The 26678-nt window shown below is 50.7% G+C and carries 26 protein-coding genes and 1 pseudogene; 22 read left to right on the top strand and 5 right to left on the bottom strand.

Annotated features, from left to right (window positions below; all coding sequences use genetic code 11):
- Positions 1-3: 3 nt before the first annotated feature.
- The 8 genes from EDM58_RS15255 to hfq all read left to right on the top strand — a co-directional run bounded on the left by EDM58_RS15255 (position 4) and on the right by hfq (position 9305).
- The gene (locus tag EDM58_RS15255) at positions 4-447 is read left to right on the top strand and encodes a YlbF/YmcA family competence regulator (RefSeq protein WP_023557056.1); all 444 of its coding nucleotides are present in this window, start codon (positions 4-6) and stop codon (positions 445-447) included.
- 134 nt (positions 448-581) lie between these two features.
- Positions 582-1142 carry an outer spore coat protein CotE gene (gene cotE / locus EDM58_RS15250; protein ID WP_023557055.1) on the top strand — a complete coding sequence of 187 codons (561 nt, stop codon included), beginning with the start codon at positions 582-584 and terminating at the stop codon, positions 1140-1142.
- A 138-nt stretch (positions 1143-1280) separates the two neighbouring features.
- The gene (locus tag EDM58_RS15245; protein ID WP_246000763.1) at positions 1281-2567 is read left to right on the top strand and encodes a putative amidoligase domain-containing protein; all 1287 of its coding nucleotides are present in this window, start codon (positions 1281-1283) and stop codon (positions 2565-2567) included.
- A 79-nt stretch (positions 2568-2646) separates the two neighbouring features.
- The gene (gene mutS / locus EDM58_RS15240) at positions 2647-5223 is read left to right on the top strand and encodes a DNA mismatch repair protein MutS (protein ID WP_122914101.1); all 2577 of its coding nucleotides are present in this window, start codon (positions 2647-2649) and stop codon (positions 5221-5223) included.
- 30 nt (positions 5224-5253) lie between these two features.
- Positions 5254-7245, top strand: coding sequence for a DNA mismatch repair endonuclease MutL (mutL, locus tag EDM58_RS15235; protein WP_122914100.1), 1992 nt, complete (start codon positions 5254-5256; stop codon positions 7243-7245).
- Between the two features lie 49 nt (positions 7246-7294).
- Positions 7295-8080, top strand: a complete 786-nt coding sequence (locus EDM58_RS15230) for a class I SAM-dependent methyltransferase (RefSeq protein WP_122914099.1) — start codon at positions 7295-7297, stop codon at positions 8078-8080.
- Positions 8077-9036, top strand: a complete 960-nt coding sequence (gene miaA, locus EDM58_RS15225; protein ID WP_031305817.1) for a tRNA (adenosine(37)-N6)-dimethylallyltransferase MiaA — start codon at positions 8077-8079, stop codon at positions 9034-9036. Before EDM58_RS15230 ends, miaA begins: the two co-directional genes overlap by 4 nt.
- 29 nt (positions 9037-9065) lie before the next feature.
- A complete protein-coding gene (hfq, locus tag EDM58_RS15220; RefSeq protein WP_007719110.1) occupies positions 9066-9305 on the top strand; it encodes an RNA chaperone Hfq in 240 nt (79 codons plus the stop codon).
- Between the two features lie 71 nt (positions 9306-9376).
- On the opposite strand, the gene EDM58_RS15215 is transcribed toward hfq, so the two are convergent.
- Entirely contained in the window at positions 9377-10606 is a 1230-nt protein-coding gene (locus EDM58_RS15215; RefSeq protein WP_031305815.1) for a multidrug effflux MFS transporter, read from the bottom strand.
- Between the two features lie 49 nt (positions 10607-10655).
- Positions 10656-11138, bottom strand: coding sequence for a MarR family winged helix-turn-helix transcriptional regulator (locus EDM58_RS15210; RefSeq protein ID WP_246000761.1), 483 nt, complete (start codon positions 11136-11138; stop codon positions 10656-10658).
- Positions 11139-11283: 145 nt separating this feature from the next.
- On the opposite strand from EDM58_RS15210, the gene infC reads away from it, so the two are divergent.
- The 9 genes and pseudogenes from infC to EDM58_RS15165 all read left to right on the top strand — a co-directional run bounded on the left by infC (position 11284) and on the right by EDM58_RS15165 (position 20532).
- The gene (gene infC / locus EDM58_RS15205; protein WP_122914098.1) at positions 11284-11772 is read left to right on the top strand and encodes a translation initiation factor IF-3; all 489 of its coding nucleotides are present in this window, start codon (positions 11284-11286) and stop codon (positions 11770-11772) included.
- 9 nt (positions 11773-11781) lie between these two features.
- Entirely contained in the window at positions 11782-12558 is a 777-nt protein-coding gene (locus EDM58_RS15200; protein ID WP_122914097.1) for a DUF4184 family protein, read from the top strand.
- A 40-nt stretch (positions 12559-12598) separates the two neighbouring features.
- Complete coding sequence (locus EDM58_RS15195) at positions 12599-13555, top strand: AAA family ATPase (RefSeq protein WP_122914096.1); 957 nt, start codon at positions 12599-12601, stop codon at positions 13553-13555.
- Positions 13556-13605: 50 nt separating this feature from the next.
- Complete coding sequence (gene hflX, locus EDM58_RS15190; protein WP_122914095.1) at positions 13606-14898, top strand: GTPase HflX; 1293 nt, start codon at positions 13606-13608, stop codon at positions 14896-14898.
- A 7-nt stretch (positions 14899-14905) separates the two neighbouring features.
- Positions 14906-16183, top strand: a complete 1278-nt coding sequence (locus tag EDM58_RS15185; protein ID WP_122914094.1) for a methionine gamma-lyase family protein — start codon at positions 14906-14908, stop codon at positions 16181-16183.
- Between the two features lie 160 nt (positions 16184-16343).
- Positions 16344-16754: a MerR family transcriptional regulator gene (locus tag EDM58_RS15180; protein ID WP_023557042.1), complete on the top strand. Its 411-nt coding sequence runs from the start codon at positions 16344-16346 to the stop codon at positions 16752-16754.
- Positions 16755-16787: 33 nt separating this feature from the next.
- Positions 16788-18122, top strand: a complete 1335-nt coding sequence (gene glnA, locus EDM58_RS15175; RefSeq protein WP_122914093.1) for a type I glutamate--ammonia ligase — start codon at positions 16788-16790, stop codon at positions 18120-18122.
- Positions 18123-18835: 713 nt separating this feature from the next.
- Positions 18836-19333: an SRPBCC family protein gene (locus EDM58_RS15170; protein WP_122914092.1), complete on the top strand. Its 498-nt coding sequence runs from the start codon at positions 18836-18838 to the stop codon at positions 19331-19333.
- 345 nt (positions 19334-19678) lie between these two features.
- Positions 19679-20532, top strand: a pseudogene (locus EDM58_RS15165) (manganese catalase family protein).
- Positions 20533-20680: 148 nt separating this feature from the next.
- Here the strand turns inward: EDM58_RS15165 and EDM58_RS15160 are convergent.
- Positions 20681-21316: a LysE family translocator gene (locus EDM58_RS15160; protein ID WP_122914091.1), complete on the bottom strand. Its 636-nt coding sequence runs from the start codon at positions 21314-21316 to the stop codon at positions 20681-20683.
- A 202-nt stretch (positions 21317-21518) separates the two neighbouring features.
- Here EDM58_RS15160 and EDM58_RS15155 point away from each other — a divergent pair, with 202 nt between their 5' ends.
- A complete protein-coding gene (locus EDM58_RS15155) occupies positions 21519-22001 on the top strand; it encodes a DUF456 domain-containing protein (protein WP_122914090.1) in 483 nt (160 codons plus the stop codon).
- Positions 22002-22071: 70 nt separating this feature from the next.
- Here the strand turns inward: EDM58_RS15155 and lexA are convergent, their stop codons facing one another.
- Complete coding sequence (gene lexA / locus EDM58_RS15150) at positions 22072-22695, bottom strand: transcriptional repressor LexA (RefSeq protein ID WP_023557036.1); 624 nt, start codon at positions 22693-22695, stop codon at positions 22072-22074.
- Positions 22696-22871: 176 nt separating this feature from the next.
- Here lexA and yneA point away from each other — a divergent pair, with 176 nt between their 5' ends.
- The 4 genes from yneA to EDM58_RS15130 all read left to right on the top strand — a co-directional run bounded on the left by yneA (position 22872) and on the right by EDM58_RS15130 (position 26305).
- Entirely contained in the window at positions 22872-23255 is a 384-nt protein-coding gene (yneA, locus tag EDM58_RS15145; RefSeq protein WP_122914089.1) for a cell division suppressor protein YneA, read from the top strand.
- A gap of 84 nt (positions 23256-23339) precedes the next feature.
- Positions 23340-23537: a DUF896 domain-containing protein gene (locus tag EDM58_RS15140; protein ID WP_023557034.1), complete on the top strand. Its 198-nt coding sequence runs from the start codon at positions 23340-23342 to the stop codon at positions 23535-23537.
- A gap of 112 nt (positions 23538-23649) precedes the next feature.
- Positions 23650-24027, top strand: a complete 378-nt coding sequence (gene crcB, locus EDM58_RS15135; protein ID WP_246000759.1) for a fluoride efflux transporter CrcB — start codon at positions 23650-23652, stop codon at positions 24025-24027.
- A 43-nt stretch (positions 24028-24070) separates the two neighbouring features.
- Positions 24071-26305 (top strand): HelD family protein, encoded by a 2235-nt coding sequence (locus EDM58_RS15130; RefSeq protein WP_122914088.1) that lies wholly within the window; start codon positions 24071-24073, stop codon positions 26303-26305.
- A gap of 66 nt (positions 26306-26371) precedes the next feature.
- Here the strand turns inward: EDM58_RS15130 and EDM58_RS15125 are convergent, their stop codons facing one another.
- Positions 26372-26674: a HesB/IscA family protein gene (locus EDM58_RS15125; protein ID WP_023557031.1), complete on the bottom strand. Its 303-nt coding sequence runs from the start codon at positions 26672-26674 to the stop codon at positions 26372-26374.
- Between the last annotated feature and the right edge of the window lie 4 nt (positions 26675-26678).

The following is a 26678-nucleotide window of genomic DNA, read 5'->3' as shown; positions in this document are numbered from 1 at the left end:
CAAATGGAGCAGACAAATATGTACACACAAAAAGAAATTCTGGATAAAGCACGCGAACTCGCTACGATGATTTCTCGGACCAATGAGGTTGATTTCTTCAAGCGGGCAGAACTGCAGATCAAGCACCATGACCGTGTTCAGGAGCTCATCGATCAGTTGAAGCAAAAACAAAAACAAATGGTCATGTTTGAGTCCATCAACAAACCAGATCTGGTCAAAAAGCTGGAAGCGGAATTCAATGAGCTGCAGGAAGAACTGGATTCGATTCCGCTTGTAAACGAATTTAAACAATCTCAAGTAGATGTGAATGACTTGCTGCAGATGGTAACCAACGTCATCACGAACACTGTATCCGAGCGCATTATCCTGGATACAGGCGGCAACCCATTGACAGGCGAGACAGGCGGCGGTCCTGAAAAGAAGCATGGCGACCACTGCTGCTCCTAGAATAGAAGAATAGGCGGCTGTAATCACGTCAGTACCCGAACAACTTCTTACGCAAAATGAAGCTGGGTGTTTGCACCCTAGTCGAATGCCCTGCATACAAATGTACAGAAACGTTGTATGGAGGAGGTAACGAAATGTCGGGTTCAGACAAAGATCTACAGTGCCGAGAACTGATCGCGAAAGCTGTTTGCGGCAAAGGCCATAAATTTTCTTCGACTACCCACACTATTATTCCGTCGCAAACTCCTTCGACGATCCTGGGTTGCTGGATTATCAACACCAATTTCCAGGCAGAGAAAGTCGGAGACGCGGTTGAAGTATCTGGAACGTATGACGTCAACCTGTGGTTCTCGTTTGCAAATAACACGCAGACTGAAGTCAAGCGGGAAACTGTCAAGTTCTCCGTACTCGTTCCGCTTACGTTCTTCGACAAGAACTGCAGAGGGGATCTGGAAATCGTAGCTCGCGCAATTGAGCAGCCCAAGTGCGTCAAAGCTGAGTTGAGTGGCGGCGGTACGATCACAGTCCGAGTAGAAAGTGAATTTGCTGTAGAAGTAATTGGAGAAACAAAAGTCTGCGTTGTTGTCTGCAACAATTGCGACGACAAGGACTTCCATCTCTTGGGCGACTTTGAAGAGAACAGCGACGAATTCGACGACTTTGATTCGTCAACACTGCTCGACGAGCTGGACTAAAGAGGAGAGGCATATCTCCTCTTTTTTTTCATTTATGCACGTATTCTTGCTCTGGTCGCTATTCTGAGGCGCATGACGGCCTCACTTTTTCTGGGCGCCAACATAGGCTATAGAATCAACGAATGGAGCGTGAGGGCAATGACCATGCGTGTATCGGCCAGCGATAATCGGCTATCCGTGGTGAACAGGGCTCAGCTCATGACGGCTAATGTCAAGGAAGCAGTGAGTTTCTTACGGCGTCCGCAAGCGGGCAGATGGCTTCTGCACTTGAGCGGCCTTCCGATAACGGCAAGGAAAAAACCCCTTCCCGGGTGGCGTGCTTACCTCGTCAGCTTGTATCAGGATCACATTTTGGAAGTGACTCGCCGAGCCGAGCAGCCGCAATGGCTCCGAGAGACTTGGGAACAGACTGACTCTGAGCCGATTCCCTGGCCCACTCAGGACCCGGAAGTGAACCTGGTCAAAAACCTGGCAACGCGCAGCTTGTATGCCGCAGGGATCGATGCGGGACAGGTGCTCATTTACGCTGCATCCGCTCATCGTGCCAAGGTGGCAAGCATTACTCCTGACTGGCCAGCGGAATCAGCGGATGTTTTTTTGCGGCGCGCCCGAGAATCGTGGCAAAAAAGGCAAGCCATGCACAACCAGGAGCTGCTGTTGCTGGGAGCTGACCCGGAATTTGCATTGAGACGAGAAGACGGGGGGATGGCCCTGGCATCTGATTATCTGAAGATAGCAGGTATCGTAGGCTGTGATACCACTCGCTACCGGGAAGAGCTGGCTATGCATCAGCATCCGGTCGCGGAGCTTCGTCCCGAGCCTCAAGTTCATCCTGACCTGTTGTTCGAGGCTATCGAGAAGGCGCTGAGACTGGCTCACCAAAAAATAACAGAACGCAGCATCCAATGGCTTGCGGGAGGTATGCCATTTGAAGGCTACCCGATAGGGGGACATATCCACTTTAGCGGACTTACTCCTACCTTTGCACTCCGCAGAAAATTGGATGCCTATCTGGCTCTGCCGCTTGTTTTGATAGAAGACGGCGGATGTCTTCGGCGCAGAGAACGCTACGGATTTCTGGGAGATGTGAGAGAGAAAGCGTACGGTTTTGAATACCGGACTTTGCCAAGCTGGCTGGTCCATCCCGTCCTGACACGCGGAATTCTTCATCTGTCGCGTCTGATTGCGACCCATCATGATCGGTTGCGTGCGGCCCCACACGTACAGCCTCAGCTCATCAGAGCCTACTATCGCGGAGAAAAAGAAACCCTAACCTCCTATGTCGGACAGATATGGAGAGAGCTTCGCGCATTACCCGGTTATCGCCCCTCCCAGGTTCATTTGGATCGGTACTTTACGCACCTGCTCTCAGGGGAGACCTGGGCTGCTGATCAAGATTTGCGCATCGCGTGGAAACTGGTCTAGGGTGTGCGGGAATCTTTCAACTTTCCCTCTGAATCATGGTATAATAACAAACGAGATTTTCATGTAGGAGAAGAAACCAATGGCTGAATATACCCCCATGATTCAACAGTATCTGGCGATCAAGAAAGATTATCCGGATACTTTCTTATTTTTCCGATTGGGAGATTTTTACGAACTCTTTTTTGAGGATGCTTTGCTGGCTTCTCGTGAACTGGAGATTACTCTGACCGGACGGGAGGGAGGCGGGGCGGAACGAATCCCTATGTGCGGTGTTCCCCATCATGCAGCAGACGGCTATATCGCCGAGCTGCTGAAAAAGGGGTACAAGGTGGCTGTCTGTGAGCAGGTCGAGGACCCGAAAGAAGCGAAGGGTGTCGTCCGTCGCGAGGTGACCCGGGTCATCACACCGGGGACGATGATGGAAGGCAAATGGCTGACAGACAAAGAGAATAACTATATGGCCGCCATCGCGGAGGTCGAAGGGAGAAGCGGTGTAGCCACCTGCGACATGAGTACAGGGGAGATGTACGTCACTTCCTTGTCGGGCACCGGACAGTTGGTGCTGGATGAAGCATTGCAGTTCCGCCCCAAAGAGCTTGTTTTCTACGGGCTTGCGGAATACCCGAAAACGACGATTCCCACTGCGATGATCGAGAACAGCCAGCTTGATCCTTTTGCTGTCGATACGCAGTATCAGGAACAGGCGAAGGAACTCGACCTGGCGATGCGTACCGCTGTCAATGCCCTTTTGTACTACATAGGAACCACACAGAAACGAAGCCTCGCTCATATGCGTCTTATCAAGCGTTACGATGCGAGACAGTACCTGCAGATGGACGGCTTTTCGCGGCGCAACCTGGAGCTGACCGAAACCATTCGCGACAAGACGAAAAAAGGCTCCCTGCTATGGCTGTTGGATCGAACAGAGACAGCGATGGGCGGACGTCTGCTGCGCCGCTGGATCGAGCGCCCCCTGCGCAATATCCAAGAGCTGACGGCCCGTCTGGAGGCCGTCGAAGCTCTAAAAGGCGATCTGCTTCTGCGTTCGGATTTGCGTACGTGCCTGGATCGCGTCTACGACCTGGAGCGTTTGGCAGGCAGGATCTCGTACGGGAACGCCAATGCGCGCGATCTGGTGCAGCTGCGCCTCTCCCTGGAAGCAGTCCCTCAGCTTAAGCAGCTGTTGCTGCAAACAGATGCGGCTGTGTTGCGCCAAATGGCTGCCGAGATGGATGAGTGCGAGGATCTCGTCGCCGTTTTGCGCAAGGCTTTGGTGGATGATCCGCCGCTATCCGTGCGGGAAGGGGGCATCATCCGCACGGGGTATGATGCTTATCTGGACAAGCTGCACACCGCAAGCAGGGAAGGGAAAACCTGGATCGCCCAGCTGGAGCAGCGCGAACGCGAAGCAACTGGGATTCGTTCCTTGAAAGTCGGTTATAACAAAGTGTTTGGCTATTATATCGAGGTGTCAAAAGCCAACATCCCCCATGTGCCGCCGGGACGCTATGAGCGAAAGCAGACCCTGACCAATGCAGAGCGGTATATCACGCCTGAACTAAAAGAGCAGGAAGCCCTGATTCTCGAAGCAGAAGACAAAATGATCGAGCTGGAGTACCAGCTTTTCTCGGCTGTTCGCAATGAGATGGCCAAACAGATCCCCCGGATACAGGAATTGGCAGAGCGAATCGCAGCAGTGGATGTTCTGCAGGCCTTCGCGACCGTCAGCGATGAGCGCGGGTATGTGCGCCCGCAGTTTTCCGAAAATGGGGAGTACGCCATTGAAGATGGCCGTCATCCGGTGGTGGAAGCCGTCTTGGATCAGGAGAAATACGTTGCCAATGACGTGCAGATGGATCCGCACAAACGCCAAGTCCTTTTGATCACAGGTCCGAATATGGCAGGGAAGAGCACGTATATGCGCCAGATCGCGTTGATTACCGTGATGGCGCAAATTGGCTGCTTCGTTCCTGCCAAGTCGGCAACCTTGACACTGGTCGATCAGATTTTTACCCGGATTGGTGCGGCAGATGATCTCGCAGGGGGACATAGCACCTTTATGGTGGAGATGCTGGAGACAAAGCACGCGCTGCAAAAAGCAACTGCACAAAGCTTGATCCTGCTCGATGAGATCGGACGGGGAACCTCGACCTATGACGGGATGGCTCTGGCCCAGGCAGTAATCGAGTACATTTGTGAAAAAATTGGTGCCAAGACGCTTTTTTCTACGCATTATCATGAGCTGACCGGATTGGCTGACATCCTGAAAGGTGTTGTCAATGTAAACGCTCGATGTGAAGAGCGGGAAGGAAAGCTGTTGTTTTTGCACCGGATCGAAGAGGGAAGGGCCGATAAAAGCTACGGAATTCACGTAGCCGAACTAGCCAAGATGCCGGAATGGGTGATTGATCGCGCCCGCAAGATTCTGGAAGGACTGGAGGCAGGTGCTGCAACATCTGCGTCCGACGTGCAAATGTCGTTTGAGTCCATGTGGAGCGCACCTGTCGCAGCAGTGCGCGAAGAAGCTCCTCCAGCACCAGCACTGCCGCCGGAAGAACAGGAAATCATGGCAGAGCTGCGTGAATTGGACTTGAACCAAACGACTCCGATGGATGCAATGCTAAAGCTGTTTGAGTGGAAAAAACGTCTGAAATAAGTCAGGCCGGAGCGAGAAAGGAGGAGCGGCATGGGTGTAATCAAGCTATTGGATGAGCATTTGGCTAATATGATCGCAGCGGGTGAAGTCGTAGAACGGCCGGCTTCAGTCGTAAAAGAGCTGGTGGAAAATGCGATCGATGCGGGGGCGCGCCATATCGAAGTCCATGTGGAGGAAGGCGGTCTGGAGCTGATCCGCATTGTGGACGACGGGCAAGGGATGGACAGAGAGGACTGCCGACTCGCATTTGAGAGACATGCGACCAGCAAAATTGGCTCTACGCGGGATTTGTTCCGGATTCGTACGCTTGGCTTTCGCGGTGAGGCGATGCCCAGTATCGCCGCTGTCTCGCGCGTCGAACTGACCAGCAGCCCTTCCAGCAGTCAGGTGGGAACCTTGCTTCGGATCGAAGGCGGACAGATTGTGGAGGAGAAGGATGTCGCCACGGTCAAAGGGACAGAAGTATGTGTACGCAGCCTGTTTTACAATACGCCAGCCCGCCTGAAATACATGAAATCAATCGCGACAGAGGTTAGTCACATCTCGGATTTTGTCAACAGGCTTGCCTTGACGCATCCCTCTATCGCGTTTACCTTTACGCATAATCAAAAGACTCTGCTGCAAACCTCGGGCGATGGAAAGCTGCTGCATGTGATGGCAGCGATCTACGGAGTGCAAATCGCCAAGCTGCTGCTCCCCATCTCGGGGGAGACGCTGGATTTTCGTTGGAGCGGCTTCATCTCCAAAACCGAGGTGACGCGAGCGAATCGTTCGTATCTGTCGACCCTCGTCAATGGGCGCTATGTGCGCAGTCTGTCATTGAACCATGCGATTTTGCGCGGTTATCACACCTTATTGCCGATCGGACGCTATCCAATCGTCGCCATGCAAATTGAGATGGACCCGACATTGGTCGATGTAAACGTCCATCCGGCAAAGCTGGAGGCTCGCTTCAGCAAGGAAGAGGAACTGTGCAACGCGATTGAACAATCGGTGAAGGAAACCTTGCGCCAAGGTTTGGGGATTGTCCGTCCCATGGGGACCCAACCTAAGGCGAAAGTCGTGACTCAAGTCGAGCAGCCGCAGTTTGAGTTGCAGTTTGCCCCTCAAGCTGTCACACTGGCAAAAGAACGGGATGTCGTCACGCCAAGCAATTCTGACATGTCAAAAAGGCAGCCGTATGTGAGTCGAGAATTCTTCGAAGAGCTGACGACGAGCGCAGTGCAAGCCCCTGCAGCAATGACCACAACAACCATGGCAGAAGAGCCGTCTGCACCCGCGATCAAAGAATCGGGTTCAGGGTACAATGAATCGCCAAAAGCAGCTAGTGTAGCAAACGTCAAGGAGCAGGAACCGCCTATGCCGGAGCCAGTTGCGCTGCAAGTGTCGATGGCCTCCGCCGAAGAGGCGGAGGGGGAACCGGATGAATCGGCAGTCCCCGTTCTTTATCCCGTCGGGCAGGTTCACGGCACGTATATCGTTGCACAGAACGACACCGGAATGTACCTGATCGACCAGCACGCTGCGCAGGAACGGATTTTTTATGAGTACTTCATGGAAAAGCTGCGGCAGGAAAGCGTGGCCAGCCAGCTCATGCTCTTTCCCCACACAGTGGAGTGTACGGCTGCGGAAGCGGTGCGGCTGGAAAAACGGTTGCCGCTGCTGCAATCTTTTGGACTCGAGATCGAGACCTTTGGCAGCAGAACTTTTCTCGTACGTGCCCATCCCCACTGGTTTCCGGAAGGCGCGGAGCTTGAGGTCATCGAGGAATTGATCCAGTTTGTTTTGGAGGCTGGAGAGCATGTCCAGGCTGACGTAGCTTTGATGCGGGAGAAGGCAGCCATTATGATGTCGTGCAAGGCTTCAATCAAGGCAAACCGCTTTTTGACGCATGCCGAGATGGAAAGCCTGCTCCAACAATTGCGGACGACTACCAGTCCCTTTACTTGCCCCCATGGCAGACCGATCATCATTCATTTTTCCGGTTATGATCTGGAAAAGATGTTCAAGCGAGTCATGTAAATCAGGCAGTACGGGTAACAGACGCAACAGGCAGGAGTGGAACACAGCAATGATTATAACCACCGGACTTGAACCTGACCAAAACACCCTGAATCACGCAGACCAGTTGGCGGAGCGCTTCGGATTGCGTGTGCAGAAGCGGGGAGATCTGTCCTTGCAGGAACTGCGAAGACGTCATGGTGAGGATGAACTTCTCGTTGTCTCTGCACGGGGAGCGAGGTTGGAGGTACCGGGCAAAAAGCCATTCTTTTTTCATCCTAATACGGCTGCTTTTCGTATAAAGCGCCTTGTGCGCGGTGATACTGATACTATGCTTGCTGCTTGCCAAATTCATCCAGGCGATCACATTTTGGATACTACGATGGGTTTGGGCGCGGACGCTATTGTATTTGCCCATGCTGCAGGAGCAGCGGGACGAGTCGTCGGTATTGAATCGCAGCCGTTGATCGCGATCCTGGTCGAAGACGGGTTGAAGAGGTGGACCTCTGAAGCAGTCGAGTTGTGTGAAGCCATGCGGCGGGTGGAGGTTCGCTGCGGCAATCATCTGGAGCTGTTGCAAGACATGCCGGATGATTCCTTTGATGTCGTGTACTTCGATCCGATGTTTGAAACGACCGTGGAAAGCTCGACGGGGATCGCAGGAATTCGCGAGCACGCCAATACGGACTCGTTACACGAGAATGCGATTCATGAAGCTTTGCGGGTCGCAAGAAAACGGGTCGTAATCAAGGAAGGCAAAACGAGCCGCCTGCACGAAAAGTTCGGATTTACGCCTGTTCGCGTTCGTGGTCAGCATGTCGTGTACAGTTACAAAGAGATAGATGGAGGGGAGTGACTTTGCAACGAAAAGAAAAGCTTGTCGTGATCGTAGGCCCGACAGCAGTAGGGAAGACAGACCTCAGTCTGGAGTTGGCTGAACAGTTCGATGGAGAAGTCATTTCGGGAGATTCCATGCAGGTATACCGCGGCATGGATATTGGCACGGCGAAAGCGTCGCCGCAGGATTTGGCCCGCGTTCCCCATCATCTGATCGATATTATCGAACCGTCAGAGGAGTACTCTGTAGCGCAGTTTCAAGAGAGCGCCACAAGACTCATCACACAGATCAACCAGCGAGGACACCTTCCTTTTATCGTCGGCGGTACGGGCCTCTACATAGAATCCGTTACACATCGTTTTCAATTCTCGCAATCACCCCAAGACCCGGAATTGCGTGATCGTCTGCAGCGCCTGGCGGACACGGAAGGGGTAGAAGCCCTGCATGCGCGTCTGGCGAATATCGATCCCATTACGGCGGAGCGCCTGCATCCCAATGATGTCAAGCGTGTCATCCGGGCTCTGGAGGTCTTTGAGAGCAGCGGGTATAAGATGTCCGATTTTCAGCTTCGAGCCAAGCAATCTCCTTATGATCTCGTGATGATCGGTCTGACGATGGAACGCGAAAAATTGTATGAGCGGATTAATCATCGGGTCGATCTGATGATAGAGGCGGGTCTCGTGGAGGAAGTGCGCCGATTGCTGGATCAGGGGTTGGATGCCTCTCTCGTGTCCATGCAGGGATTGGGGTATAAAGAAGTGATCCCCTATCTGTATGGAGAAATTACACTGGAGAAAGCCGTGAATGACATTAAACAGCGAACGCGTCACTTTGCCAAACGCCAATTATCCTGGTTCAGGCGAATGAGTGAAATCGAGTGGTTTGACATGACGGATCCAGCCGATAAGCCGCAAGTCGAACAAACTATCAAGCATATATTGGCAGGAAAGTTTCAACAATTGCCGAATATATAACATACAAGTCCTTTTAGGGGGTAGTGTCCATGAAACAGACGATCAATATTCAAGATACGTTTTTGAATCATTTGCGGAAAGAAAACATCGCGGTCACCATCTATTTGGTGAACGGATTTCAATTGCGTGGCTACATTAAAGCATTCGATAATTTCACGATTGTGATTGATAGCGAAGGCAAGCAGCAACTCGTATACAAGCATGCGATCTCCACGTTCACCCCGCAACGGCCAGTATCGCTGATGTCACAGGAAAACAACCAGCAGTAACCAGGATTGCCCCGGAAAAAAGAGCCCAGAAAAAAGACAAGGAAGCTGCAACGAGCATCCTTGTCTTTTTTTCAAGCGTTTTTTCGAGAACGAATCAAAAAGGTATTCACGAGCACCGCGCAAATAGTCGTAGCCGCAATGACGATCCCCATCGGTACAGCCGTCGAGCTTCCCCCGATACCGACAAGAGGAGCCACCAGTCCGCCGCTGATGAAGGAGATCAAGCCTTGCAAGGCTGATGCGCTTCCCGCCGCTTGGCTCTGGTTTTGCATGGCGAGGGAAAATCCCGTAGCTCCCACAATCCCGACACTGGAAACCACGAAAAACAATGGAACGAGAAGTGCGAACAGATTGCCTTGCAACAAGATCATTGCGAGCAGAACCAGACCGCTGACGGTAGCTAGTGAAATGCCGAAAATGAACAGCTTCAGTTCTGTCACCTTCCCGGCCAGACGGCCTGTAATCTGGCTGGCGAGAATGATGCCCAAGCCATTGACAGCAAAAATGACGCTGAACATCGCGGGTGATACGCCATAAATCTCTTGAAACACGAAGGGAGAACCCGATATATAGGCGAACATCGCGGCAGTCACGAGTCCTTGGGCAAGGGCATAGCCCATAAAGTTGCGATCTTTGACGAGACGAGCAAAGGTGGATAGCGTGTTGGATAATCCAGCTTTTGAGCGCCTCTCGGTGGGCAGCGTTTCTGGAAGTCCAAACATGACTACCACAAACATGAGCACGCCGATTAGACTGAGGACGATGAAAACCCCTTCCCAGGAGGTAAAGTGAAGCAGTTGTCCGCCAAAAATCGGAGCGGCGATGGGCGCTACCCCATTGACGAGCATCAGGAGGGCAAAAAACTTGGTCAACTCACTTCCCTCATACATGTCTCGGACCATTGCACGGGCGATTACAATACCTGCTGCTCCGGCCAAGCCTTGAATGAAACGGAGCAAGACGAAGGTCCAGATGGATGGCGCTACTGCACAGAGAATCGAAGAGATGGCATAAATAATGAGTCCGACCAACAGAGGGCCTCTACGGCCACGTACGTCACTGATGGGTCCGGCGAAAAGCTGGCCTACGGAGAGTCCGATCAGGCATGCCGTCAGACTGAGCTGAACCATGGAGGTACTGCTCTGCATGTTCTCCGCGATGATGGGCAGCGCAGGCAGGTACATATCCAGGGAGAGTGGACCGAATGCTACCAATGATCCTAAAACAATTGCCATCCATAATCGGCGTGACCGATTAGCCGAAAGCTCGGGAGCTTCCAATTTTTTGGCAGTTTCCGTCATTTTGAATGTCAAACCTTTCTCTTTAAAGTGTGCATGGGGGCAAGGAGCTTTATTCCTCCTCCGAATCCAAGAGCAGATGCAAGGAGCGGTGTTCCTCATAGAAATCATTCATCTCTGATTGGACTTGCAACAGCATGCGTCCGAACTGCTCCTTTTCCTCCTTGCTGAATGTTTGAAAACACCGGGACTCCAACTCGCGCATTACTTCCTTGACGCAGCTGGCAGCATGGCGCCCTTTTTCCGTCAAGTAAACCCGCGAGATCCGATGGTCGTTCGGATCCGTCTGTCGCTTGACGAGACCGTTTTTTTCCATCCGGGTCAGCATGCTGGTGACGGTAGCCGGTTTGCTGTGAATATGCGCAGCCAAATCCTTCTGAATCAGTCCGTCGGTCTTGGCCAATCGCAGCAAAATCGGTGGTTGCCCAGGAAAAACCTCGTATTTTTGTATGAGCAAATCGACATTTTGCCGATGTTGCTTCAGCACTCGTTTCATCAAAACCGTAAGCGACTCCGAGTGATCATAATCCTCCACGATGTTCCCTCCAATTAGTTAGCATGCTAATTAATCGCAACTATAGCGGATGAACGGGAAAGTGTCAATACGCAGGTTGCAAGGTTGGCGCTTCTGATTCATACTTCAGAATAGCAAGTTATGATAATCGCAAGGAGCATTTGCCATGATGAAGAATGAACAGATCAAAGCAAGTGAAGTGCAATTGATTGGGATAGACGGGGAAGAACGGGGGATCGTGGAGACCAAAGAAGCGTTGCGCATTGCCCGTGAGTTGGGAGTGGATTTGGTCTGCCTGTCATTTGCGAGCAGTCCTCCGCCTTGCCAGCTTGTACGCCATGCTGATTTCAAAGCGAAAGCCGACAAGGAAAAAGCAAAGAACCGAAAGCAGGAAAAGGGTGCCAAGGTGAAAGAAATTCGCTTGAGCGCTTTCATCGAAGATCATGATTACGATACCAAGAAGCGGCAAGCGGAGCGAATTTTGACCTCCGGTGACATCGTGCAATTGTTGGTACGACTGGAGAAAAAAGAAAGCCAGGAGGCCAAGCAGATCATCGAGCAGTTGGTCCGGGATCTGGCTCACTTAGGAAGACAGGAAAAGGGAATTCAGGTGAGCGGCAAACAGGTGATGGCCGTCATGAAGCCTTTGGATTGAGGCTGGATTATGCCGTTTACGTTCGCTCATCCCGCCATTGTATTGCCATTTTACAAGAATCGCTGGTTTTCCTTTTCTGCCTTGGTATTCGGGAGCATGTCCCCCGATTTTGAGTACTTTCTGCGCATGCAGCCATACAGTGTTTACAGCCATACGATTGCAGGCTTGTTTTTCTTCAATCTGCCTCTTGTCATTGTCATTTCCTTTTTATTCCATGAGGTGGTGAAAGGGCCTATGCTCGCTAGTATGCCGGAATGGTGCCGAAAAGGCTTGTTGCCGCTGGCGATGACAGCGTGGCGCCCCACATCATGGAGATCGATCGTGATTTTTGTTTATTCTGCTCTTTTGGGAAGCCTGAGCCATATGGTCTGGGACTCCTTTACCCATCAGGGGGCCTATTTCGTAGACAGGCTTCCCTTCCTCCAGGAAACCCTACACGTAATGGGCAGAGAGGTTCCGATGTTCAAGCTCTTTCAGCATGGGAGTACTTTGCTGGGTCTGGGGGCCATTGCGCTCCTTCTCATTCGCCTGTGCTTCGTGAACAGGAGGCTGTCCTTCCAGCGGGTCTGCACATCCTTGCAAAAATGGCTTTACTGGATAAGTGTTGGCTTCTTCGGCATGGCCTCGGCATGCATTCATTCCCTGGTCAAAAAGGGAGTGCTGCAGTTTTCTGATCTTCTGTCGAGCATTGTTCCATTATTGTCTGGATGCTTGCTTGGCTTGCTCGTTGTTTCATGGCTGTGGGACAGGTGGGTGTCAAAAAATAGGGCAGGTTTGCCTCTTTGATGAGTATACTATGGTATGACCAAGAGGCAGGTGATCCCAGGTGAAACCGACCGGCTATCAACCTTCAACCGAAACCTACGATGAGAAAGTTCCGCATCGCATCCAGGTGGTATTTCACCGACCAGAGCGGGTCAAACAACCAGAAACGTTGGTGGATCGGGTTCGGACGACGGCTCCCGGCAATGTGGCGGCCGCCTTTGATGATTTGGAACGTCTGATTGGACTTACGGAAGCCAAAAAGCTGATGTATGAAATCCATGCGCTTCTGCGGATGAACAAGGAACGCGAAAAACATCAATTGAAGCTGGAAAAGCAAGTATTTCACATGGTGTTCAAGGGAAATCCGGGAACGGGAAAAACGACCGTCGCCCGCATTTTCGGACGGATTTTCCGCGAGATGGGGATTTTGAGCAAAGGACATCTCATAGAGGTCGAGCGGGCTGATCTCGTGGGGGAATTTATCGGACATACGGCTCAAAAGACGCGAGATTTGGTCAAAAAGGCATTGGGAGGCATCCTTTTTATAGATGAGGCATATTCATTGGCGCGTGGCGGAGAAAAAGATTTTGGCAAAGAGGCCATCGATTGTTTGACGAAGGCCCTGGAGGATCACGGAAATGACTTCGTCTGCATATTAGCTGGATATACAGATGAGATGGATTCTTTTCTGGAATTGAATCCGGGCATGCCCTCCCGTTTTCCGATCCATTTGAAATTCGCAGATTATACGGTAGACGAACTGATGAAAATCGCAGACTCCATGTTGGAGTCAAAGGAGTATAAGCTGTCTCCCGGGGCGAAGGAAAAGCTGAAGCAGCATGTCAAGGCCAAGCAAAATGACATATTCGAGACCAATTTCAGCAACGCCCGCTATGTGCGCAATGCGCTGGAGCAGGCGATCCGCAAACAGGCAATTCGCCTTTTGGCTGTTCAGGATTTGACGCGGGAAGACATTATGACCTTGGTGCCGGAGGATTTTGTCTGGACGACATCGTAGCGTACACCCAGGATGTGGTATGATAAGGGGTGTAGAAAGGACGGGGTTTCGTGAGCGAAATGATTAAAACGCAAGAGACAGCCATCCTGGTTGGCTGTCTCCTGGATAACCGCGATGTAGAGCGGATGCGTCTATCCATGGAAGAGCTTCATGAATTGGCAGATACAGCAGGAGTAGAGGTGCTGGATGTCATCACGCAAAATCGCGACCGCGTGGACTCCGCTTGGTATCTGGGTTCCGGGAAAATCGAGGAGATCGCTCATCGCGCACAGGAGCTGGATGTCGACGTGATCATCTTCAACGATGAGTTGTCTCCAAGTCAGACCCGCAATCTTGATCGGGTATTTGACTGTAAAGTGATCGACCGCACACAGCTGATACTGGACATCTTCGCAGGCCGGGCACAATCCCGGGAAGGGAAGATCCAGGTCGAGCTGGCCCAGTACAATTACCTGCTGCCCCGACTCGCCGGGCAAGGAAAGCAGCTGTCCCGGCTCGGAGGCGGGATTGGGACGCGCGGTCCGGGGGAGACCAAGCTGGAGAGCGACAGAAGGCATATTCGCAAGCGGATCAGCGAGCTGAAGCAGCAGTTGGCGGATACGGTCAGGACGCGTCAGCTGCATCGCGAGCGGCGCAAGAAAAACAGCGTTTTTCAAATCGCCCTGGTCGGGTATACCAATGCCGGGAAGTCTACCCTGCTCAACCAATTGACCACAGCTGAAACGCTGCAAGAAGACAAGCTGTTTGCGACGCTTGATCCTACGACGCGCCAGTTGCAGCTGCCAAATGGGATGGAGGTGCTGCTCACGGATACGGTAGGATTTATTCAGGATTTGCCGACTACGCTGGTAGCGGCTTTCCGTTCCACATTGGAAGGGGTTAAGGAAGCGGACCTCATCCTGCACGTAGTGGACAGCAGCCATCCGGATCTGGAGATTCACATGGAGGTTGTGAATCGGATCTTGAAAGAGCTGAAGGCAGAGCAGATTCCGGAATTGGTCGTATTCAATAAAGCGGATCTCGTGCGGGAAGGCACTTATTTGCCGCCTGCTGAAGAGTCCATTCTGGTATCCGCATTGCGCAAGGAAGATCAGCGGAGGTTGTTGGAACGAATTGAGTCCTTCGTCATGGCTTCCTTTGATCAATTCACCTTAAAAATACCGGTAGAACGCGGCGATATCTTATCCCTGCTTCATCGTGAAGGTGTGGAGATGGAGCAGCAGTTCGAGGAAGAGGAGGAGTCCTACCGGGTAAAGGTGCGTGTCAACCGGGATCACCCGATCTACGGACGAATCGCGCCGTTTCTCCTGGACCCTCCAGAGACTGTAGAAGAGAGTTGGTAAGAAAGGTATGTTTCAATATTTTTCTCATGGGGAGCAGCTTCGCCCCCTCGTAACAGAAGTAGAAGCAATGATTGCAGGCCGTCATCAGGAGATTGCCGATGTGGTCGACGCCAATCAATTGAAAGTCCTGCGTTCTTTTCAAAAACACGGGGTGAACGAATTTCACTTCGCCCCGTCTACAGGCTACGGATACGATGATTCGGGCCGTTCGACTCTGGAGTCCATCTATGCGGACGTATTCGGAGGCGAATCGGCCCTCGTCCGTCCGCATATTATTTCCGGGACCCATGCGATCGCGATCTCGCTTTTTGGCGTGCTGCGTCCTGGTGACGACCTTTTGTACATCACCGGAAAGCCCTATGACACATTAGAAGAGGTCGTCGGGGTGCGCGGCGAGGGACAAGGCTCCCTCAAGGATTACGGAATTGGGTACAGCTACGTGCCTCTTCAAGCGGATGGCGGGATTGATTTCGATGCTGTCAGTCGCGCGATTACCCCGAAAACCAAGGTAATCGGAATTCAGCGATCTCGGGGATACGCGGATCGCCCATCCTTTACCATCGCCAAGATTGAGGAAATGATCCGCTACGTAAAGGAGATCAATCCTGCATTGATCGTGTTCGTGGACAACTGCTACGGCGAGTTTACAGAGCTGCAAGAACCCCTCCAGGTAGGTGCGGACATCATGGCGGGTTCGCTGATCAAAAACCCGGGCGGTGGACTGGTAAAAACTGGGGGTTACATCGTCGGGAGAGAGGACTTGGTCCGGCTGGCGTCTTTCCGCATGGCGGCTCCGGGAATCGGCGCGGAAGGAGGGGCTTCCCTCTATTCGCTACTGGAGATGTACCAGGGCTTTTTCCTTGCTCCCCATGTCGTCGGGGAAGCGTTGAAAGGGGCAGTCTTCTCTTCGGCACTGCTGGAACGTTTGGGTTTTCAGACCAATCCTCTATGGCATGAACCGCGTACGGACTTGATCCAATCGGTTGCTTTTGGCACTGCAGAAAGGCTGATTACGTTTTGCCAGGGCATACAAAAAGCAGCTCCAGTGGATGCGCATGTGACGCCTTACCCCAGCGAAATGCCGGGTTATGCAGATCCGGTCATCATGGCAGCGGGTACCTTTATCCAAGGTGCAAGCATCGAGTTCTCCGCAGATGGACCCATCCGTCCCCCTTACCTGGGATTCGTACAGGGCGGCTTGACCTATTCCCATGTAAAAGTGGGAATACTCACCGCGATCGATGGAATGCTGGAGAAAGGGCTGCTTGAACTGCCGGGGGCCTAATCAGGATACACACAGGCAGCGATAGCCTCATCGAGGGGCTGCCGCTGCTTTTTGTGTGTCCTGTGAAATTTTTTGTGTAATCTTTTCTGACATACGTTGACAGGATTTATCTGATTGCATAGAATAGGGGAGAAGAAATACCATAGAGGAGGGACAAGTCATGAGTGATGACATTCGCCGGAATATGGCCCTCTTTCCCATTGGGATCGTCATGAAGCTGACGGATCTGACAGCGAGGCAAATCCGCTACTACGAGCAAAACGACCTCATCAAACCTGCCCGCACCGAAGGGAAACAGCGCCTCTTTTCTTTCAACGATGTGGATCGGCTGTTGGAAATCAAGGCACTGATTGAAAAGGGACTCAACATTGCAGGGATCAAACAAGTTCTGCAGATGCATGAACCCGTACAGGAACAGACGAAGGTCACGGCAGAGTCCGAGTCCAAGCGCAAAGAGATGACCGACAAGGAGCTGCGTCAGTTGCTCAAACAACAAATCATGTATCGCAATGCTGCCCGCCCCGGCGAGGACGCATTGATACGTGGAGAGCTTTCACGCTTTTTCCACTGATATAAGTTGTACTAGAGACAGGAGGAGAGAAATGTGAGCAAGTATTCAAAAGAAGACATCATGCGTTTTGCCAAAGAAGAGGATGTCCGATACATCCGTCTTCAATTTACTGACCTGATGGGGATGATCAAGAACGTAGAAATCCCTCTGTCTCAACTGCCGAAAGCTCTCGACAACAAAATGATGTTCGACGGTTCTTCCATCGAAGGCTTCGTCCGCATCGAAGAATCCGACATGTACCTGGTACCGGATCTGGACACTTGGGTGGTGTTCCCTTGGGGGAATGAGCATGGCAAGGTAGCTCGTCTCATCTGTGACGTCTACAACCCAGATGGCACTCCTTTTGCAGGAGACCCGCGCTACATTCTGAAGCGCGCCTTGAAAGAAGCGGAAGAAATGGGCTTCACCGCGTTCAATGTCGGTCCAGAACCTGAATTCTTCTTGTTCAAACTGGATGAAAAAGGCGAACCGACGCTGGATCTGAATGACCAGGGAGGATACTTCGACTTTGCACCACTCGACACCGGTGAAAACTGCCGTCGCGATATCGTGTTGACTCTGGAGAAAATGGGATTTGAAGTAGAAGCGTCCCATCACGAAGTAGCTCCAGGTCAACACGAGATCGATTTCAAATACGCGAATGCCCTGAAGGCTGCAGACCAGATCCTGACCTTCAAGCTGGTTGTCAAAACCATCGCTCAAAAACACGGTCTGCACGCGACATTCATGCCAAAACCGCTCTACGGTGTAGCAGGTTCCGGTATGCACGCCAACCAGTCTCTCTTCCGCGGCAAGGAAAATGTATTCTACGATGAGAAGGACGAGCTGGGCTTGAGCGACACGGCCAAGCACTATCTGGCGGGTATCCTTAAGCACGCACGCGGTTTTACCGCGATCACAAACCCGCTGGTGAACTCTTACAAGCGTCTTGTTCCAGGTTACGAAGCACCTTGCTATGTTGCCTGGTCTGCTAAAAACCGTTCTCCGCTGATTCGCATTCCGTCCTCTCGCGGAGTCAGCACACGTATCGAGGTGCGCAGTCCAGACCCAGCTACGAACCCTTATCTGGCTCTGGCCGTGATGCTCAAAGCAGGGTTGGACGGCATCAAGAACAAATTGGCGGCGCCTCCTGCTGTTGACCGCAACATCTACGTGATGAACGAAGAAGAGCGCGAAGAAAACGGCATTTCCAACCTGCCGGCAACCCTGAAAGAGGCGATCGAATGCCTCAAGGCTGACCCGGTCATCTGCGATGCTCTTGGCGAACATGCGCTGATTCACTTCGTGGAAGCGAAAGAAATCGAATGGGATATGTTCCGCACGCGCGTCCATGAGTGGGAGCGCACGCAGTACATGACTCTGTATTAATGGGAGATAACCCTCGCGCCAGTAGGTGTGAGGGTTATTTTTTGTTGGTGGGTGAAGGAGGTGTTTTCTAACCTCTGGTTGTCCACCTACAAAACACCTCTTTGGTTATCAAGTGTTATACCATAGAAATGAGCCATTTCGGAGAGTAGACAGTAAATATAAGATTGTAATGGGTCCGGAAACAGGTAAACAATCATTAAAATAGAGAAGAGAAACCATAAATAATTACCTTTATTACTAGTACAAACCCAACGGTAATAACATATTCAATTGCTAAATGTGTTATTTTAAGTGGTTTATTTTGCTTAGTGAAACTATATTTAAAAACCATAAAAAAAGCGATTCCGATAATTATTGATAACATATCATTCAAATTACTTACTCCTCTCTCATCATTCATAAAGGGATGCGCCTGCTGTTGGCAAGTTTGCCGGACGAGCGTCCCGGTTGGGAACTATACGCATCGATGAGGTCTCGGGCTATTACGGCCCGTCTGCAGGCGAACTCGATAGGTAGAGATCTGTATAAACAGGCCCGTCGGAATAGTCAGGCGGGCTTGCATTATTTTGTATCGATTATGAAAGAATTGGGTAATTCAAGAGCGCAATCGGAAAGAACTCGATGCATGATTCATTTGCTATGATTGGTAAGGAGTTGATAGCTGCATAGAGGTATAGATTCCAACAAGTCAAAGCCATTTTGGAGGGAAGAATATGAACCAAAACAACGCAACAAACAATAACGCAGCACAAGTAGGGGAACGGGAGATTGTGATCACCCGCGTATTTGAGGCTCCACGCGATCTTGTATTTGATGCTTGGACAAAGGAGGAGCACCTGTCGAAGTGGTGGGGACCTCAAGGCTTTACGACGACGATTCAGAAGTTTGAAATGAAACCGGGCGGTACATGGCAGTTTATCATGCACAGTCCGGATGGCGTTGATTTTCCGAACACCAATATCTTTGTCGAGGTCGTTAAACCTGAGCGAATCGTCATCAAACATGATGTGTTTCCCCACTTTCTGGCAACAACAGTGTTTGAAGATCTGAATGGCATGACCAAACTTACTTATAGAACCGTTTTTGAAGAAACTGACGCCGTATTCGATAAGGTAAAAACATATGCCGTGCCAGGTGCTGAACAGACCATGGATCGTCTTGAGGAGCATCTTGCAAGTATGACTCAAAAGGAAAGGACTTCCACGGAATGATTCGCATCGTATAGCTAACCCCCTCGTGCCGCCAGGTGCGAGGGGTCGTTTATATTGGTGCTATCATATCGACTTTTTGGCAACATAGGCGTTACGCATTCCGATGACATTTCGCGTTGAAACAGAAGCAGTTCTTACAAACGATTGGTCAACCAAAAAATAAGGATAATTTTAACACAAAATGGGTCCAAGCTTGATTGAAGCTTTTCATTGTTGCTTTCCTTGCGTGTATTGCCACGGCACTCGTGATGATCTGAGTGCCTTTTTATCTTCGTAAGGATTAAGAACAATAATCTGTTCCACACTAAGGCGTAACCCAAAAATCAAAAATAAGGAGGTAACGATATGTATTTCTATAAAGAAGACTTAATCAACATCATAGTCCCAGATAAACCTGATCCGGCAGCTGCTAAGGTTATTCAAGAAACGCTTGGTGGACGCTTTGGTGAAATGCGAACAATGATGCAGTTTTTTTTCAAAGTAACAACTTTAGAGGAAAAGCAACGCAATATCGAGACTTGATCCGTGGAATATTTTTGGAAGAAATCAGTCATGTCGAATTAGTTCAACACACAATCAATCAATTGCTTACCGGGAGCGGAGAGGAGATGCCAGGTAACGCAGGGATTGATCATGCGCCATTGGATGAGGCTGTGAAGCATGCAAATCCTCATCATTTTATAATGGGTGCTCAGGCCTCATTACCGGTTGATGCAGCAGGTAATCCGTGGATGGGGAATTACGTTTACAGTCATGGGAACCTGATTAGCGACCTCTTAGACAATCTGGTGCTTGAATCAACCGGAGTTCTTCAAAAGTCCCGCATCTATGAAATGAGCAATAATAAAACGTTTAGAGAAACATTGGCATTTTTAATCGTTCGCGACAACGCTCATCAGAATGCTTTCGCGAAAGCACTGGAGACGTTAGGGGTAGATTGGGGCAAACTGTTCCCTGTTCCCAATTACGATATCAATAAGTATCCAGAGTGCCGCAAATATGTAGATATGGGTTTTCACAATGCCCAGTTCAATTTCCGATTGGATCAAACGAGAATTGGTGAAATCTTTAACGGGCAATCACCAAGCCGAAATGGAGGCGCCTTGGAGGTCGTTCCACCGCCTGAAGGATTCCCTCTTCCTATGTTGCCCGAGTTGCCAAATGAGCACAGCCCGGGCTTGTATGATTTGAATGCGTAGTGGATGCCCTTGAAGGTTCCTTTCCATTCAGGGGGAGCGATTACTGCCAACTGGGGAAGGTCTTATTCGTACGTTGACCCTTCGAGAACAGGAAAAAACCAGCTAAGCCCTTATGGGTTAGCTGGTTTTTCCTATTTTTGCTGCATATTCACTTCGAATCCAAGGCAACCTTCAATCCTAAACTGAAATAAATCAGACCCACGATTTTGTTTTTCCAAGGATCGATCCACGCGATCTTTTTGACCAGAATGCTGAGTGGACGTATGCTCAGTACGATAGCGGTAGTATAAAGAGCCCCGAGTACGACAAAGATCAGACCAAGGACCATGAATTGGGTAAACGAAGCTCCGTTCTCAGGATGGACAAACTGCGGGAGAAAGGCGAGAAAAAAGAGCGCAGTCTTGGGATTGAGCACTTCCGCCATGATTGCCTGCCAGTAGGAACGCCACGCGGATTCCTTCGGTGCCTCCTGTACTTGTTTTTCTTCCGATTCCTGCGGCTTTTCCAGTAAAGCGCGAACACCGAGGTAGAGGAGATAGACAACCCCCGCGTACTTGACGATGTTGAAAGCGAGTGAAGAATGCATCAAAATGGCGGAAAGGCCCAAAGCGGCAAATAAAGTATGAATGAAGTCTCCGGTGGCAATTCCAAGCCCTGCGAGAATTCCGCCTTTTCGTCCCGCCTGAATGGTGCGGGTGATGGTCAGGAGGACGGCGGGGCCGGGGATCAGGAAGAGCCCGATCACAAATGCGATAAACGTCCCCAAGGTAGCGAGATCAAACATTTGTTTCCCTCCACATCTGTTCTTTGGTCGTGTATCTTCGCTATTCTATCATGAATGGCATCTTGAATTAAGATCCACTTGAGCTAATTATCGAAGACCATTTACGCGGCATTGGCGATGAGTTGAAATCTCATCGATGAGATTTGCATGCAACAAAAGAACGGCTTGTTTCGTATACCCATTGTAGAAAGGAGTGCAAAACATGGAGATACTGCTGTGGATTGTCATCGTAGCGCTATTTATCCTGAGTATTGTCGGCATCTTTATGCCTGTGCTGCCTGATACCCTGTTGTTATGGGGAGGCTTTTTGCTCTACCATTTTGTTCTCGCCAGTCCAGGGGAAGGGCTTCCCGCTTCGTTCTGGTGGGGGATGGTGGCATTAAGCATCTTGATGTACGGCGCAGATTTACTGACGAATATGTACTTTGTCAAAAGGTATGGCGGGTCGAAGTGGTCCTCGTTTGCGGCGGTTGTGGGCATTATCGTGGGGCTGTTCGTCTTTCCGCCGTTTGGCATTTTGATCATGCCGTTCATCTTGGTTGTGGTCGTCGAGCTGTTGCAAAATCAACCGTTTGAGCGTGCTTTAAAGGCGGGGCTGGGCTCGTTGATCGGCTTTCTAAGCAGCGCAGTTGTCAAGGTCGTGATCCAGATTGCCATGATCATTTGGTTTTTCCTGGCGATCTAGCATAAAGGGGAATGTGTAGCAGTACAAAAAAGACAGCCGCGGCTGTCTTTTTTGTGATTGGCATGATCCTTTAGTGAATCAGACGGTAAACGCCAATCACTTTTCCCAAAATGGTCACGTTGTCCAAAATGATCGGTTCCATCGTAGCATTTTCCGGTTGGAGTCGGAAGTGGTTCTTTTCTTTGAAGAAACGCTTGACTGTAGCTTCGTCTTCTTCGGTCATGGCGACGACAATATCGCCGTTGTTCGCTACATTCTGTTGGCGAACGATCACATAGTCGCCATCGAGAATCCCGGCTTCGATCATACTATTGCCGGATACGCGAAGCATGTACACCTTGTCCGAAGTAACGATGTTCTCCGGCAGCGGGAAGTACTCTTCGACGTCTTCGACTGCGGTGATCGGTTGGCCGGCTGTTACCTTCCCGACGACAGGCACGCGAACCACATAGTCTTCGAAATTGTCCTGAAAGCGATCCTCTTCGGACAATAATTCGATGGCCCGAGGTTTGGTAGGGTCGCGGCGAATCAGGCCCTTCTTTTCCAGGCGTGCCAGATGACCGTGAACAGTGGAGCTTGAAGCGAGTCCGACGGCTTCGCCGATCTCGCGGACGGAGGGAGGATACCCCTTGTCCCGAACTTCCTTGCGAATGAAGTCGATAATGGCTTGCTGCCGATTGGATAATTTAGACATGAAAACACCTCTGTTTTCTCGATCATGTTTTCAATATTATACCATGGGATCTTGCGTTCGACAAACATAAGTTCGTTTTTTTTGATTTTTGTCGTGTTTTCGCTTGACATGAACGTATGTTCGCATTTATGATGAGAACAGGAAAAGGAACATACGTTTGCAGGAGGAGATTACAGATGCACGTCACACATACATATCATAATCGTTTCGCGAAGAAAGAGACCCGCCCTGTTCGCTTCGGGATTACGCGTGGACAAGCCTTGCTCTTTATCATTACATTCTCTCTCTTTTTTTACATGCTAAGCGAACTGGTGTTTGCTTCCGAAGCACATGGCTCTGCAAGCTCGCCGGACCAAAGGATCGTATCTGTTCAAACTGTCGCTCCCGTGATCCAAGAGGTGACTGTACGCGAAGGAGACAGCTTGTGGAAGCTGGCGTCGCGATATCAGGATGAAACAAGCATGGATGTGAACCAATTGATTCAAGAGATCAAAGTTCTCAATCAACTGGAAAGTCCGATCATCTATCCTGGACAGAGCCTGCTCATTCCCATGTCGTAATCGCTGCACTCAGCTTGCTTTGCTCAATTTCGGCTGTGTGATATAATAAAAGCCGCATGACGACAGAGTAGGAGGAACCAGCCAGTGGTCAGTGACGCGGAAATCAAACGAATTAACGAACTTGTGAAAAAATCGCGCGAGGAAGGTTTGACCGAGGAAGAAAAACTCGAGCAAAAAGCGCTTCGCCAAAAGTATATTGATGCTGTAAAACTATCTTTGAAGGCGAATCTGGATTCGATTCGTTACGTGGAAGACCTTGAAGAAAACGGTCCGAAACAGTAAGATAACAGATACGCATACAAAAAAGACATCCACGCACGAGGCTTGGATGTCTTTCTTGTTCTGAAAAAACGGATATATGATAGTCGAAGCATGCTTCGAAAGGAGGTTCAGCATGATAAGCTGGGTTGCCGTAGCTGTAGGCGGTGCGATCGGATCGCTGTTTCGTTATGGCCTCTCCTTGCTCGCCAATCAACCAGGTTGGCCATTGGGGACATGGCTGGCAAATGTACTCGGTTCCTTTTGTATCGGCATGTTCGCAGTCTGGGGCAAGGAACGTGGACTACTCTCGCCCGAATGGTATCTTCTTTTTGCTACCGGGGTGATGGGCGGCTTTACGACTTTTTCCACCTTCTCGCTCGAGGTTGTCGGTTTTTGGGGAGAGGGGCACTATTGGAGAGGGATCATGTACCTGTCAGCGAGCGTCATTGCAGGGCTGTTGTCATGTGGTGCGGGTATTTGGTTGGCTCGTCAAGTTTCTGGAACAGCATAGTGAGGGACAAGGCTTCCGCCATGAAAGGAGGAGAATCGATCACATGAGACACCCGGATTACGAACAGGAGCAGAGAAAGCTGGAAGAAACAATCGACCAAATCGAGCACGAGATTTCAGCGTTGCGAGAAGACATCCGAGAAGCCACGGACGACTACGTAAAGCAGGTTGTCAATTTTTCCAAAGCAAAAGAACTTCGGTATCTGGAGGATCATGGCCGTGAGAAGCCGTATTTTGGCCGCGTAGATTTTATCAAAGACGAAGTGTATGAACGGGATTCGGTATACATAGGAAAGCGCGGAGTGGTTCGAAGCGACACATTTGACTCTATCGTGGTGGACTGGCGGGCACCGATTGCCAGTCTTTACTACTCGGGTGAGAGCAAGGACGCATTTTACCGAATGGGCAGGGAGATCGTGCGCGGCGAGGTTACCTTGAAGCGAAATTTTGCCATTGAAAATGGGAAGATTACGGGAATTTACGACGGTGCGGTCAAGGAAACGATCAATCGGGAAATGAGCCATCCGGATGATTTCTTGCAGGAAGGCTTCATCGACGAGTTTTTGGCGGCCAATCTGAACGAGACAAATGACAGCCGCTTAAAGGATATTGTCGCGACCATTCAGTCGGAGCAGAATGACATCATCCGCGCTGAAAAGGATCGCCCGATCGTCGTACAGGGTGTAGCAGGAAGCGGGAAGACAACGATTGCCTTGCATCGGCTCTCTTATCTGATCTACAACTACCAGGATTCAATGCAGTCAAAGAAGTTCATGGTATTCGCTCCCAACCGGATGTTCCTGACCTATATTTCCGAGGTACTGCCCGAGCTGGGTGTCGATGATGTGATGCAGTCCACCTTTGTGGATTGGGCGGCGAAACGGGTCAAACTCATGCTGCCGAAGGGATGGCGCATCACGAGTCCGGATAAGCCGCTGGTATTGTTTTTTGACGAAGAGCAAGACCCGCGTGAGAAGAAGGCGGCTGCGAATCGGCTTCGCTTCAAAGGATCGTTGGCGTGCAAGCAAGCCTTGGAACAGTACATCCACTATATTATGGATACGCGGATTCCCTTCAAAAAGCTTAGTTTTGTCTTCTCGCGAACCAAGCAGGTTTTTGCGATAGACGGCGACTTCATCAAGAAGAGCTTTAAGGAGCTGTTTTCCCATCTTCCGTACCATCGACGGGTGGATGCGCTGCGCAAGCATTTGAAGCAGGAGATGAACAAGCATTTTTATGCGCATTTGCGAGAACTGAAGATAGATTTGGACAAACAGGGCTTGGCTAAATATGAAAAAATGCTGGATCAGATCCTCGACACTTACATGGTCTCCTTTCCGCGCCTGGATGTATTCGCCTCCTATCGAGAGCTGATGTCTGAGCCATCTCTGTTGCGCAGACTAGCCCCGACGGAAATCAGCGATGATGTAATCGAGGACACCTGCAGCTCCTCCCACGCCTTGTTCGCACAGGAAAGAATCGAGGTCGAGGACATCGCTGCTTTGCTGTATCTGCATCATCTGGTTGAGGGGATGGACGGCGCTGGACAGTTCGACCACACCGTCATTGACGAAGCGCAAGATCTGAGTGCGCTGGAGATTGCCGTCATTGCGCTGGCGACAAAGGCGAACTCACTGACAATCGTCGGAGATATTGCCCAAGGGATACACGCCTATCGCGGAATACATTCCTGGGATGATCTGACCCAAGGCGTTTTTTTGCAGCCGAGGGCAAGCATGTATACATTGTCGCAAAGCTATCGCTCTACGGTCGAGATCATGCGCTGTGCCAATGAGATCCTGAAGCAGATTGATCTGCCCATCACCGTACTTGCCAAGCCTGTGCTGCGCTATGGAGAACGGCCAGAAATGCTCCTCCAGTCGTCCCGCAACGACATGTGGGAGCAGATTGCCAGCCGTGTCAAACAATATATGGATGAAGGCTTCCGCTCCATTGCTATCGTGACCAAGACCATCGCCGGAAGCAAGCGGGCGCACAAATCGCTCAAGGCGCAGATCCCATCCCTGACCTTGTTAAGCAGCAAAGACAAGCATTTTCCGGGAGGCATTACGGTCATGCCTGCTTTTCTGACAAAGGGATTGCAGTTTGATGTCGTCATTCTGGTGGATGTGGAACAATACGAACGCAATGAATGGGATGCGAAGCTGTTGTACGTAGCGATGACTCGTCCCGTACACCGGCTGGTCGTGACGGGCAACCCAGATCAACCCGGGCCATTATGGACTCGCATGCCACAAGAGCTGTATACGACAACATAGGCAAAAGCCCCCAGCTGCGGCATAAAAACGTTTGCTGGGGGTCTTCTCGTGTTGTCTGCCAAAATCTTAGTGATCGCCGTGATTTCCTTTGGAAGGGTTGGTAATCACATAGCCTTCTTGCGGCAGGTAGAGATAATCAATCACGATTCCGTCCAAAAGAGGTTCATCCTTCTTCAGAATCACATCGATTTCTTTATCCGTAGACACGACTGCATCGTCGTCTCCAGCTTTGTCCAAAGCGAGGCCGTAATGCGCATGATCGCCGTGGGAATGCGTTATGTAGACACGCAGCTTCAATTCCTTGTCTTCTTCCTGTTCCAATACGGTGTTCAGTTGCTTGGCTGCATTACGGGTAATTTTTACCTTCATGGGG

This window comes from Brevibacillus panacihumi, from assembly GCF_003710985.1.
Taxonomy (GTDB): Bacteria; Bacillota; Bacilli; order Brevibacillales; family Brevibacillaceae; genus Brevibacillus; species Brevibacillus panacihumi.
This window is presented reverse-complemented; position numbering and strand designations above follow the sequence as displayed.